Below are 13,766 nucleotides of genomic sequence, written 5' to 3'. Positions count from 1 at the left end.
GTATTACGACAAAGTTAGATATGCCTATAAAATTAATTCAAGTACAGAGAAAATTGAACGTAGGAATCAACACGGTGGTTGAGTTCCTGCACCGGAATGGGTTCTCGGTTGAGGATAATCCCAACACGAGGATCAGTGATGAACAGTATGCTTTGCTCGTAAAAGAGTTTGGAAAGGATCTGCCTGAGAAAAATCGTAGTTTTGCGGCAGATCGTGTGCGGAAAGAGGTCCCTTCTGTGAAAGAAGAGAAGACCGCGGAAATAAAGACAGTGATACCGGAAGAATTCAGACCTAAGATCGTAATGAAGGGTCATATCGATTTGGATGGTGGACAACATAAAAAACAGCAGGAAGAACCGAAGGCTAAGGAGCCGAAAGTGAAAGAAGAGCCTAAGGTAAAGGAAGAGCTGAAAGTGAAGGAAGCGTCTGCCGCTCCCGCTGCTCAAGCTCCTGTTAAACCCGCGCAGCCTGCGCAGGCTCCCACGGAGAAAAAAGAAGAAAAAGTTATAGTAGTGGAAGTGGAAAAAGGAAAAACCGTAGAGAAGCAACCGGTTGTTGTGGAACCTAAGGTGGAAAGTGTGAAACCGGAAGTAGAGAAGAATGCGGAAAAGAATGATAATCTTTTCCGTTTGAACTCGGTTAAATTGGAGTCAAAGATCAAGGTAACTGGTAAGATTGACTTGGATGCGCTTAACCAATCGACTCGTCCGAAGAAGAAAACGAAGGAGGAGAAGCGGAAAGAGCGTGATGAGAAGCAGAAGTTTAATAATAACCGGTCGGGTAATAATAACAACGGTCCGGGCGCTCCTCATAAAGGTCCGAATTCGTCTACTTTGATTAAACCGAACGCTCCTGCTAAAGCGGGTGAGGAAGGTGACGCTAAGAAGAAGCGTAAACGTATCAAGAAAGATCGGGTAGACGTGAATAATACACCGGGTACGAATTATCCGCGTCCCAATCGTGACGATCGTTCGAATAACGACCGTAAGCCTCGCTTGAAGAAGCCGGTGAAAGTGGAAGTTAGCGAAGAGGATGTTCAAAAGCAGATCAAGGAGACTTTGGCTCGCTTGACCAACAAGAATAATAAGAATAATAAGGGTGCTAAATACCGTCGTGATAAACGCGATGCGGCGGTGAAGCGTGAGCACGAGTTGATGGAACAGGAAGAACTGGAAAGCAAGGTGTTGAAGCTTACTGAGTTCGTTACGGCCAACGATTTGGCGAACATGATGGACGTATCTGTAACGGAGGTTATCGGTACTTGTATGAGTATTGGCATCATGGTTTCTATCAACCAGCGTTTGGATGCGGAGACAATCAATATTGTGGCTGAGGAGTTCGGCTTTAAGACTGAGTATGTAAGCGCAGATGTTGTTGAGGCTATCAATGCTGATGAGGAGGATGATAACGAGGAGGATTGGGTAGCCCGTCCGCCTATCGTAACGGTGATGGGACACGTTGACCATGGTAAGACTTCTTTATTGGATAATATCCGTAACGCAAACGTAATTGCTGGTGAGGCTGGTGGTATCACGCAGCATATCGGAGCCTACAACGTGAAGTTACAGAATGGTCGCCATATCACGTTCTTGGATACTCCGGGGCATGAGGCGTTTACCGCTATGCGTGCACGTGGTGCTAAGGTGACGGATATCGCGATTATTATCGTGGCCGCTGATGATAACGTGATGCCTCAGACGATTGAGGCGATCAATCACGCTTCGGCTGCCGGTGTTCCTATTGTTTTCGCTATTAATAAAATCGATAAGCCACATGCTAATCCTGAGAAGATCAAGGAGGAGTTGGCGAATATGAATTACTTGGTGGAAGACTGGGGTGGCAAGTACCAGAGTCAAGAGATCTCCGCTAAGAAAGGTATCGGTGTTGAGGAGTTGTTAGAGAAGGTATTGTTGGAGGCTGACCTATTGGATTTGAAAGCGAATCCGAAAAGACGTGCGGTTGGTTCTATCATCGAGTCTTCTTTGGACAAGGGACGTGGCTATGTCTCTACTATATTGGTGGAGAACGGAACGTTGAAGATGGGAGATATCGTTTTGGCGGGAACTCATCAAGGACGTATCAAGGCGATGTTCAACGAGCGTAATCAACGGGTGGAGAAGGCTGGTCCTTCCGAGCCGGTATTGATCCTCGGTTTGAATGGTGCTCCTCAGGCCGGTGATACATTTAATGTATTGGAGACTGAGCAAGAGGCGCGCGAGATCGCTAACCGTCGTGAGCAATTGCAACGTGAGTTAGGTCTTCGTACGCAGAAGATGCTTACTTTGGATGATATCGGACGTCGTATCGCCGTGGGCAATTTCCAAGAATTGAACGTGATCGTGAAGGGTGACGTGGATGGTTCCGTAGAGGCATTGTCCGACTCCTTGATCCGTTTGTCTACCGAGGAGATTCAGGTGAACGTAATTCACAAGGCGGTTGGCCAGATTTCCGAGTCGGATGTGGTTTTGGCAGCGGCTTCGAACGCTATCATTATCGGATTCCAAGTTCGTCCGTCTTTGCAAGCGCGTAGAAACGCCGAGAAGGAAGGTGTGGAGATCCGTTTGTACTCTATCATCTACGATGCGATCGAGGAGGTGAAGAGTGCTATGGAAGGCATGCTTTCTCCGGAGATCAAGGAGGAGATTACCGCTTATGTGGAAGTTCAGCAGGTATTCAAGATCACCAAGGTTGGTACGGTTGCCGGATGTATGGTTAAGGAAGGCAAGATCAAACGTACGAACAAGATCCGTTTGATACGTGACGGTATCGTTATCTATGCCGGCGAGCTAGGCTCTTTGAAACGTTTCAAGGACGATGCGAAAGAGGTCGTGGCTGGCTTGGATTGCGGTTTGAATATTACGAACTTCAACGATATCCAAGTGGGCGATATGATCGAGGCTTACGAAGAGACAGAAATTAAGAAGACGTTATAACGATGAACTGGTTGGACATTACATTGCTATGTCTGGCAGGGATAGGATTTGTGAAAGGCCTGTTTGATGGAATCATCAAACAGGTTGTTTCGCTTATAGCCCTAGTGATCGCGATCTTTTTCTGCGGGAAAGCGGCGGCTTGGCTGAAAGGATATATCTTGGCGTTGGGTTGGTTTCCAGAAGAAGGGGTTACGATCTTGAGTTATATAGCGGGTTTTATCTTGATTATGGGGGTGTTTATTCTAGCGGGAGAACTGGTTACCAAGGTGGTAGGGGCGACACCGTTGAGCGTTATCAACCATTTGTTTGGTGGTTTTTTCGGGTTGCTGGTCGTTTTGGTCTTTACCAGTTTGCTGTTGAATGCGCTGGAGTTCGTGGATCGCGGATCGGTCTTGATTCATCGCCAATCGAAGATAGAATCTCGTTTTTATTATAGCGTGAAGCAAATAGTACCAACAATTTTCCCACATAATTTGTTTTCATTAGGAGAATGAAGGGCTTTTATCAATGGTTAATTTTTAATTATGCAGGATTCAAATCATATAATTAATGAGGTAACGAGCGGAGATTATAAATATGGCTTCGTTACCGATATTGATACGGAGGTGATCCATCGTGGATTAGACGAGGAGACGGTCCGTATTATCTCTGCCAAGAAGAACGAGCCGGAATGGCTGCTCGAGTTTCGTTTGAAGGCTTTTCGCCATTGGCAGACGTTGGAGATACCTACATGGCCTCACTTGAATATCCCGCCGATCGATTATCAGGACATTATCTATTATGCCGCCCCTAAGAAAAAAGAGGGACCAAAGAGCTTGGATGAGGTAGATCCTGAGTTGTTGAAAACATTCGATAAACTGGGTATTCCTTTGGAAGAACAGAAGCATTTAAGCGGAATGGCAGTAGACGCCGTGATGGATAGTGTTTCCGTGAAGACTACTTTCAAGGAGAATCTTGCGGAGAAGGGGATTATTTTCTGTTCGTTCAGCGAGGCTGTACAACATCATCCGGACTTGGTGCAGAAGTATTTGGGCAGCGTGGTTGGTTATCGTGATAATTTCTTCGCCGCCTTGAATTCGGCCGTGTTCTCGGACGGTTCGTTTGTTTATATACCGAAGGGCGTACGTTGCCCGATGGAGCTGAGTACGTATTTCCGTATCAATGCTGCTAATACCGGACAGTTCGAGCGTACCTTGATTGTCGCAGACGATGAGGCGTATGTAAGTTATTTGGAAGGATGTACGGCACCGATGCGTGACGAGAACCAATTGCATGCCGCTATCGTGGAGATCGTGGCGAACGAGCGTGCCGAGGTGAAGTATTCTACCGTACAGAATTGGTATCCGGGTGATAAGGAAGGTAAAGGCGGTATCTATAACTTCGTGACGAAACGAGGTTTGTGCAAAGGTGAGGGTAGCAAGATCTCTTGGACGCAAGTAGAGACCGGTTCGGCGATCACTTGGAAATATCCGAGCTGTATCTTGGCGGGTGATAACTCGGTAGGTGAGTTTTACTCGGTTGCCGTGACCAATAATTACCAACAGGCCGATACGGGTACGAAGATGATCCATCTGGGTAAGAATACGAAAAGTACGATCGTATCCAAGGGTATCTCTGCCGGTCATAGCCAGAATAGCTATCGGGGGTTGGTGAAGGTGTCCGCCCGTGCGGAAGGAGCCCGTAATCATAGCCAATGCGATAGTTTGCTATTAAGCTCTACTTGTGGAGCCCATACGTTTCCTTACGCTGATATTCAGAATGAGACGGCGATCGTGGAGCATGAGGCTACAACGAGTAAGATTAGCGAGGAGCAATTGTTCTACTGCCAGCAACGAGGTATCTCGGTAGAAGAGGCTGTTGGCTTGATTGTGAACGGATATGCCCGTGAAGTAATGAATAAGTTACCGATGGAGTTCGCCGTCGAGGCTCAGAAATTACTAACGATCTCGCTGGAAGGCAGCGTAGGATGAAAAAGATAATTATCAACTTTCAATTTTCAATTATCAATTAGAAAAGATGTTAGAGGTTAAGAATTTGCATGCCAACGTAAATGGCAAAGAGATATTGAAAGGTATCAACCTGTCGGTGAAAGCGGGTGAGGTACATGCTATCATGGGACCGAACGGTTCTGGAAAAAGTACGTTAAGTAGTGTATTAGTAGGTAATCCCGCTTTTGAGGTAACGGAAGGAGAGGTTATCTTCAACGGTAAGAATCTGCTGGATCTTTCTCCGGAGGATCGTAGCCGTGAGGGTATTTTCTTGAGCTTCCAATATCCGGTCGAGATCCCGGGGGTCAGTATGGTGAACTTTATGCGTGCAGCGTTGAACGAGCATCGTAAATATAACGGTCTGGAACCGGTTTCGGCTACGGACTTCTTGAAATTGATGCGTGAGAAGCGTGCGATCGTCGAGCTGGATAATAAACTGGCCAGCCGTAGCGTGAACGAAGGTTTCTCCGGTGGAGAGAAAAAGCGGAACGAGATCTTCCAGATGGCGATGCTGGAGCCGAAATTGGCGATCTTGGATGAGACGGATAGTGGCTTGGATATCGATGCCTTGCGTATCGTAGCGCATGGCGTGAACCAGTTGAAGACTCCGGAGAATGCCGCTATCGTAATCACGCACTATCAGCGTCTGCTGGATTACATCAAACCGGATGTGGTGCATGTGCTTTACAAAGGCCGTATCGTGAAGACCGCCGGTCCGGAGTTGGCCTTGGAACTGGAAGAGAAAGGTTACGACTGGATCAAGAAAGAGATGGGAGATGAGTAATATGAAGGCTGAGCAACAATATATCGATCTTTTCGCCCAGTGTGAGGATCTGGTATGTCGTCATAGTACGCCGGTGATGAATGCCCTCAGGGCTGAGGCCTTGGCGAACTTTGAGCGACTCGGATTCCCTTCCACGAGAAGCGAGGATTATAAATATACGGATGTAGCCCAGGCGTTCGCACCGGATTACGGTTTGAATATCAACCGGGTCTCTATCCCGGTGAATCCTTATGACGTGTTCCGTTGTGACGTGCCGAACCTAAGCACATCGTTATACTTTGTCGTGAACGATACGTTTTACGATAAGGACTTACCGAAAGCGCATTTGCCGGAAGGCGTGTATGCTGGAGGGTTGAAGGCTTTTACGGAGCAATATCCGGAGATCGCTTCCAAGTATTACGGAAAGGCGGCACCGAGTGGCAAGGATGGTATTATCGCGTTGAATACGATGTTAGCCCAAGATGGTTTCGTGGTGTATGTACCGAAAAATGTCGTGGTTGAGCGTCCTATCCAATTGGTGAATATATTCCGTAATGATGTGGATACGATGGCGAACCGTCGTGTCTTGGTGATTATGGAACCTCATTCGGAGGCGAAGTTGTTGGTTTGCGATCATAGTATTGATGACGTGAAATTCTTGGCGACTCAAGTGGTTGAGATTTTTGCGGAGGAAGGCGCTCGCTTCGATTATTATGATTTGGAGGAAAGCAGCGTGTCTACGACCCGTTTCTCCTCCGTACACGTAAGGCAGGCGGCCTCGACCAATGTCTTGGTAAACGGTATTACGTTGACGAATGGCTTGACTCGCAACAATTATTACGTGGAACTGAATGGCGAGTATGCCGAGTCTACCTTATGCGGTATGTCCGTTCTGGATAAGGAGCAACAGATGGATACCTATAGCCATATCACCCATGCGGTTCCGAATTGTACCAGCAACGAGTTGTTCAAGAATGTACTGAATGATCATGCCGTAGGTGTCTTCAGTGGACGTATCTTGGTGAAAGAGGATGCCCAGAAGACCGCCGCTTACCAGACGAACCGTAACCTGTGCGCTACCCGCGAGGCCCGTATGTACAGCAAGCCGCAACTGGAGATTTACGCGGACGACGTGAAATGCTCGCACGGTATGACGACCGGCCAGTTGGATGAGAACGCTTTGTTCTATATGCAAAGCCGCGGTATCCCGCGTGACGAGGCCCATATGTTATTGAGCGTGGCTTTCACTTCCGACGTGATCGACCATGTACGCTTGGAGGCGTTGAAAGACCGTTTGCATAAACTGGTAGAGAAACGTTTCCGCGGTGAGCTGGCCAAATGCGCCGGTTGCCGGATTTGTAAATAATTGCGAATAAGAGGAAAACTATAATCAGGCATGGATTATCCCGACGATAATGTAGGGAACCATGTCTGATTTTTTTATATCTTTGGCAGTGACAAATTAGAACCTCCAACTTATGCAGTTAACACACATCGCCCTATGGACGAATCATTTGGAACGTTTACGGGATTTTTATGTAAAATACTTCAACGGTAAGAGTAATGAGAAATATGTGAATCCAAAGAAAGGATTCGCCTCTTATTTCGTCTCTTTCGAGAGTGGTGCCGCTTTGGAGATCATGCAACGGCAAGATATCACAGAGGCTTACGACAAGGATCATATCGGCTTGGCTCATCTGGCCTTTCATGCGGATACGAAGGAGCAAGTGGATCAAATTATCGAACGTTTCCGGATGGATGGATATACGATCGCCGGTGAGACCCGCATTTCCGGGGATGGTTACTATGAGGGTGTGATCCGAGATCCCGACGGCAATATCGTGGAGATTGTCGTGGGCGGGGAGCCGGAGATACAAGCAGCTTTATTCCCTCCTTATGAGTTACTGCTGGAAGCCGATCCGGATCGGGAGAAAGTAGAGGCTTACCTAAAGGATTCGGATTGCTTTATCGCTACAGTACGAAATTCCGTTGCCGGCGTGATCGTGGTTCGCAAGGAGGAGGGTGGCAAGGCGGAGATCATGAATCTTGCCGTGGCGGATATCTTCCGTCGGCGAGGAATCGCCCGGAAACTATTACGGCATGTATCTAATAAATGGGCTCCGGCTCAAGATGTCGAGCTTTTGCGTATTTGCACCGGAACCTCAGCCGCCGGCCCGATGATGCTTTATCAACAGGAAGGCTTCGACTTGGTAGCCGTAGATCGCGATTATTTCGTGCGGAACTATGCCGAGCCTATCTGGGAGAACGGCATCCGGTGCAGGCATCAATTGATCTTGGAGAAACGGTTGGGATAGGGTATCCCGCCGGGTAAGATAGTTAAAGGCTCTTGCGCCTCACGGCGGGAGAGCCTTTCTTTTCATTAACCTTTTAAATCTAAAAAAGAAACATGAGTCAAATCCCTCGTTGAAAGATTTGCTTATTTCGTCTCTTCCGGCGGCGTCCCCGTCTGCCCCGCCTTCTTGGCGTTGAGGGTGGAGCGAGTCTTGAGCACCGTCTTCTGCCGGTCGATCAATACGTTCATATGGTCGATGAAAGTAGCGTAGTCCGCCTCGCCTTTAAGTCATCGTCGAGGGAGCGTAGCCCTATTAGGACAAGATACAATTCCTCTTCAGGAAGTTTGCATATCAGGATGGAGATTCCTTGACCGATAGCGATGGTAATGTCTATCACAAAGATGGAGATAATAAATGGAGAGATTTTAAAGGGCATTGTATTGATGATAACGATTTAAGAAACTAACTCTACTTGTTTTTGAGAACTGTAGGAAGAGAAGGTACTTACGACAGTAATTAGTGAGAGATTAGTTGGATAAAAACTAAAAGAGCTGTGTCAAACCGATTTTTGATACAGCTCTTTTTAGTTTTAGGCAATGCTTATTTTATAGTTCCAGTACATAGATCCCCTTCGCCCCTATGCCCAGCTCCTCGCCGAGCTGGATCGTCTTCCCTGTCAACACATCCCGTCCGGAGGTCTTCCCCCTCAACACCTCCGCATAGCGTGCCAACGGGAGGTTCACCTCCTTATCACTGCCGTTCATGAAAATCAACACGCTCCGTCCGTCGAGACTGCGTTCGTACACGTAGACACCTTGGTTCACCATGAAATGTTTCATCTTACCCTTTGCGATGATATCGTTGCCCTTGCGCCATTTCAATAAAGTCCGGAGGAAATTCCATGCGTCATTTTGCACCTCGCTGCGACCGGAAGCCTCGAACCAGCTTGTCTTGTCGCCGGGCCAGCCGCCGGGAACATCCAGACGGATATATCCGTCTCCCTTCTCCTTGGTACCATTCATCAGCAATTCCTGCCCGTAATAGAGCTGGGGAATACCGGGGATCGTCAACAAGAATGTCACCCCTTGCTTGAACGCGTACAAATCATCGACCCTCTGCGGCATGGAGGGCAGGAAACGATCCGTATCATGGTTCTCCAAGAAACGCAATACGTTATAGATATCGGGATATACGTAATCATAACACATATGCTCGAAGATCATCGGTAGCCCGCCTTCGGCGTGGAACGCCTTGCTTGCGATACCCATCAAGCGGAAATCCATTACCGATTTCAGCTCGGTATCCTGTCCAAAGTTCAATCGGCTGCCCTTTTGCCAATAAGCGGAACCGATCGTGTAGTTCATCCACGCCTCGCCTACGATGTTATACTCCGGATACTCGTTCATGACCTCCGTGCACCACCGGCGCATCATGTCTACGTCGGCATACGGATACGTATCCTGCCGGATGCCATCCACGCCGCAATACTCGATCCACCAGATAGAGTTCTGGATAAGGTATTTAGCCACATGCGGGTTCTTTTGGTTCAAGTCCGGCATGCTCGGGACAAACCAGCCGTTCAGCATCGTCTCCTTATCATAATCCGACACGTAAGGATCGAAATAAGCCTCTTTATCGTGGTTGGTCTGCACGTAGTTATCGAGATTATTAAACCAGTCGTGGCTAGGGATATCTTTCATCCAAGGATGATCGCTTCCACAATGGTTGAAGATCATATCCATTACGACACGCATGCCCCGCTCGTGCGTCTTCTCGATCAAGCGGACATAATCCTCGTTCGTGCCGAAGCGTGGGTCTACCCGATAATAATCCGTCGTGGCGTATCCGTGATAAGAGCCTCCTTTCATGTCGTTCTCCAATACCGGGTTCAGCCAGATAGCGGTAACGCCTAGATCCTCGATATAATCCAAATGTTGTTCGATACCGGCCAAGTCGCCTCCGTGACGGGCGTTCGGGCTGTTACGGTCTACCTTATAAGCGGTACGCATCGGGATCTGGTCGTTCGAGGGATCTCCGTTCGCGAAACGATCCGGCATGATGAGATAAAGCACGTCGGAAGAGTCAAACCCCTTGATCCGATCGGCGTTCGGTTTACGGGCCTTCAACTCATACGAGTAATTGAAACTCTTTTTGTCCTTCGTGAACGTGATATCAAACCTGCCGGGCTTGGCGTTTTCCACGTCCAGATAGATCAATAAGTAATTCGGGCTTTCCAACGCTACCGAGCTTTTCAACCGTACGCCGGGATATTTCACGCTAGGGAGATATCCGGCGATATCCTTACCATACACCATCAGCTGGAGTTCCGGGTTTTTCATACCGCTCCACCAAAAGGCCGGCTCGATTTTAAGGTTATCGGCTGAAAGCGTACTGGAAGCGAAGAGTGCCAATAAAAGGCTCAATAATAAATGTCTGTTCATGATATATGTTTATTGATTTATATAACAAGGTTGTATATACGCGAAGATAGAAGGATTCTATTGATAATAATATACTTCCATCCGGCGAAAAGAGAATAAAAATCACGCAAACGTTTGCGAACCCTCGTAAATTAAGACTATCTTTACTGCCTAAATCTAATCAATTAATTCAAATGATAAAAAGTCTAATTGTATCCATGCTTCTGATAGGTTGTGTTTCTTCCCTGTTCGCTCAACAAAGCTTTTGGAAAGAAGATTTCTCCACCGGGAAATTATCCGATGGCTGGATGATTGTCGATTCAACGAAATCGGCAAAGTGTGAATGGCTTGTTACCGATCAGCCTTATCCCGGCTCTTTCCAGTTCGAGCAACAAGCACCTCCCATCGCCTCCACGAGCCGTGGTTATCATATGCAATTCCGGCCGGGCGTAGTCACCGGGGAGGAGATCACGAAGTGGAATCAGCGTGAGGAATACCCAAACGGGTATTTCCAGACCAGCGCTATCGATTGCACGGGAAAGAACGATGTGGTATTGAAATTTCAGCACCTGTTTCGCTGGAACAATTGGTTCACCGGAAAACGTGCCGGTCTTTGGGTAGGCGTCAGCAACGACGGGGTGAATTGGAAAGAGTATAACGTGATGGATAAGATCCCCGCTATCACCCAGCTTCACGCCCCGGTGAATGAGGAGATCAACATCAGTGAGGTAGCCGCGAACCAGAAAACCGTTTATTTGCGTTTCTTCTGGCGGGATATTTTCTCTTGGTACTGGATGGTCGATGATATTGAGCTGACAGAGCCTTTCGCGCATGATTTGGCTTTGGAGAAAGTGACCTCACACCAAGAAACCGGGAATACGTTCACGAAGGAAGACGTATTGAAAGTGAAGCTGAAGAACGTTGGCTCCCAGCCCGTAGACGAGGATTTCACGGTAATCGCCTCCTTGAACAATGGTCAGAAACTGACTGCCACGGTAACCGCCTCCGGGCATCCGATCGCTAAACAAGAGGAATATGAGGTAGTTTTCCCCGCTACCGACCTAACCCAGATGGGCTCCTATAAAATAGAGTTCGCTATCCAATACCCGAAGGATGAGCGTTCGTCAAACAACGTATTAAAAGCGAACCTGTTCGCTGCCCGTATGAACTTGGGTAAGTTGACGAAGTTTAATAAGATCAGCAACACGGAATATGAGTTTGTTTCCGGGTATGCTAAGGTTAAGTTGATGTTTTACCGGGATGATATCTTTCGTATCTGGTTGGCACCGGATGGGGAATATACCAATCCGGCGGCTAACTCGATCGTTGTGGATTATGGGGTAAAGAACCCTAGAGTCTCTATGGCCGATAACGGCAGCTATTATAAGTTCACGACTCCCCAATGTGTCGTACGTGTCTATAAGAACCCCATTCGTTTCGCCATGTATGACAAGAATAACCGTGCCGTGATCTACGAGGAGGCCGAACCACTTGCCTTCGGACTGAAAACGACCCAAACGATGCGTCGTAGCGGTGATGAGGATTTCTACGGTTGCGGTATGCAACAAGGTAATTTCTCATACGCTGGGAAGGAAGCGGATATTGAGGTGACCGGTTGGGATGAGGACCAATCCTCTAACCCGGCTCCCTTCTATATGTCCACGAAAGGATATGGCGTATTCCGCAATACGTTTGCCCCGGGACATTATGCCTTCAACGGCACGGAGATGTTGGACAAGAACTATGATGATGGTTTTAAGCTGATGGGCTTCACCAGTCAGTTAACGCATAACGAGAATCGCTTTGATGCGTTCTACTTCTATGGCCCTTCGCTGAAAGACCTATTGAACGACTATACGGATATCACAGGAAAACCTTTTATGCCGGCGATGTGGATGCTTACGATGGGAGACGCTGACTGCTATAACAAAGGGGAACAGCGAACCGGATGGCCTCAATCTACCCCGGACGTAATCGGTCAAGTTGCTGATAAATACGTGGAATATGATATGCCCCGTGGCTGGATCTTGCCGAACGATGGTTATGGTTGTGGCTATGTGAAATTGGATTCAGTCGTTATGGAATTAGGTAAACGAGGCTTCCATACGGGCTTGTGGACAGAGAATGGTGTAGATAAGATTGCCTACGAGGTAGGTAAATGTGGTACCCGCCTGTGTAAATTGGATGTGGCTTGGGTTGGAGAAGGCTATGAGTTTGCCTTGAACGGCTGTAAATCCGCATTCGAGGGGATCGAGAACAATACGAACGAACGGGGTTTCGTATGGGCTGTTTGCGGTTGGGCCGGAACCCAACGGTATTCTACGGTATGGAGTGGTGACCAAGTGAGCAACTGGGATTATATTCGTTACCATATCCCAACGATCACGGGTGCCGGACTTTCTGCCATGAACGCCGCTACCAGCGATGTGGACGGTATCTTCGGCGGTTCTCCGAAGACCTATACTCGCGACTTGCAATGGAAGGTCTTCACCCCGATCTTTATGACCATGAGTGGCTGGGCAGATGCCGACCGTCAGCCTTGGGTATATGGACATCCGTACACGGATATCAACCGTAAGTTCTTAAAGCTGAAGATGCGTCTGAACCCGTACGCCTATACCTATTGTCATGAGGCGCATACGACCGGTGTACCGATGGCCCGTGCTATGGTACTGGAATTCCCGGACGACGTGGTTACCCGTGATACGACTACCCAATATCAATTTATGAGTGGCGAGTGGATGATGGTTGCCCCTGTATATACCCGGAAGAACGTACGCGATAGTATTTACTTCCCTGCCGGAGAATGGTACGATTATTGGACTGGAAAGACATACGAGGGTGGCAAGTGGTTGGATAAATATGAGGCTAAACTAGATATTTGCCCGGTATTTATCCGTCAAGGTGCCATCATCCCGATGTACCCGGATATGAATTATGTCGGCGAGAAGCCAGCGGATGTCTTGACCTTGGACTTGTATCCCTACGGAACTACCTCTTTCAACTTATATGAAGATGATGGCCTCACTCGTGATTATAAGGAAGGCGAATTTGCCCGTACTTTGATCTCTGTTTCCGCCCCGAAAGGTGAGAAAGGAACGATCACCGTGGATATAGCGAAAGCGAAAGGAGATTATAAAGGACGTTACCAAGAGCGTACTTACCTATTGGATGTCCGCTCGGAATCTACCCCGTCAAACGTAACCGTAGCGGGAAAGCCTCTATCTGCCATCTCCCCCGAAGCGTTCAACACCGGACAAGAAGGTTGGTACTTCGATGCCTCGGATCGTATGGGAAGGGTTAAGGTACGGACGAACCGTTTGTCTACGAATGAGGATCAGAAGATCATAATAGATTTCTAATATTTT

The 13,766-nt window shown here is 47.9% G+C and carries 8 protein-coding genes; 7 read left to right on the top strand and 1 reads right to left on the bottom strand.

Translation table 11 applies throughout. From position 1 onward, the window contains the following. Positions 1–20 precede the first annotated feature (20 nt). From infB to E5342_RS01810, 6 genes are all read left to right on the top strand, one after another. Complete coding sequence (gene infB / locus E5342_RS01835; RefSeq protein ID WP_121736930.1) at positions 21–2,933, top strand: translation initiation factor IF-2; 2,913 nt, start codon at positions 21–23, stop codon at positions 2,931–2,933. 2 nt (positions 2,934–2,935) lie between these two features. Continuing rightward, positions 2,936–3,427 (top strand): CvpA family protein, encoded by a 492-nt coding sequence (locus tag E5342_RS01830; RefSeq protein WP_005859392.1) that lies wholly within the window; start codon positions 2,936–2,938, stop codon positions 3,425–3,427. A 30-nt stretch (positions 3,428–3,457) separates the two neighbouring features. Further along, complete coding sequence (gene sufB, locus E5342_RS01825) at positions 3,458–4,903, top strand: Fe-S cluster assembly protein SufB (protein ID WP_121736931.1); 1,446 nt, start codon at positions 3,458–3,460, stop codon at positions 4,901–4,903. 46 nt (positions 4,904–4,949) lie between these two features. Continuing rightward, complete coding sequence (gene sufC, locus E5342_RS01820) at positions 4,950–5,705, top strand: Fe-S cluster assembly ATPase SufC (protein WP_121736932.1); 756 nt, start codon at positions 4,950–4,952, stop codon at positions 5,703–5,705. Further along, positions 5,698–7,050, top strand: coding sequence for a Fe-S cluster assembly protein SufD (gene sufD, locus E5342_RS01815; protein ID WP_135958698.1), 1,353 nt, complete (start codon positions 5,698–5,700; stop codon positions 7,048–7,050). The genes sufC and sufD overlap by 8 nt, the downstream gene beginning before the upstream one ends. Positions 7,051–7,162: 112 nt before the next feature. Continuing rightward, positions 7,163–7,999, top strand: a complete 837-nt coding sequence (locus E5342_RS01810) for a GNAT family N-acetyltransferase (RefSeq protein ID WP_135958697.1) — start codon at positions 7,163–7,165, stop codon at positions 7,997–7,999. Positions 8,000–8,583: 584 nt separating this feature from the next. Here E5342_RS01810 and E5342_RS01805 read toward each other — a convergent pair. Next, the gene (locus E5342_RS01805) at positions 8,584–10,419 is read right to left on the bottom strand and encodes a glycoside hydrolase family 13 protein (RefSeq protein WP_135958696.1); all 1,836 of its coding nucleotides are present in this window, start codon (positions 10,417–10,419) and stop codon (positions 8,584–8,586) included. A gap of 173 nt (positions 10,420–10,592) precedes the next feature. Between E5342_RS01805 and E5342_RS01800 the strand changes: the two genes are divergently transcribed. Next, complete coding sequence (locus E5342_RS01800) at positions 10,593–13,760, top strand: TIM-barrel domain-containing protein (protein ID WP_135958695.1); 3,168 nt, start codon at positions 10,593–10,595, stop codon at positions 13,758–13,760. Positions 13,761–13,766: the final 6 nt, after the last annotated feature.

This window comes from Parabacteroides distasonis (assembly GCF_004793765.1).
GTDB classification, from domain to species: Bacteria; Bacteroidota; Bacteroidia; order Bacteroidales; family Tannerellaceae; genus Parabacteroides; species Parabacteroides distasonis_A.
Note: the sequence above shows the minus strand (reverse complement) of the source record. Positions and strands in the feature narration are given on the sequence as shown.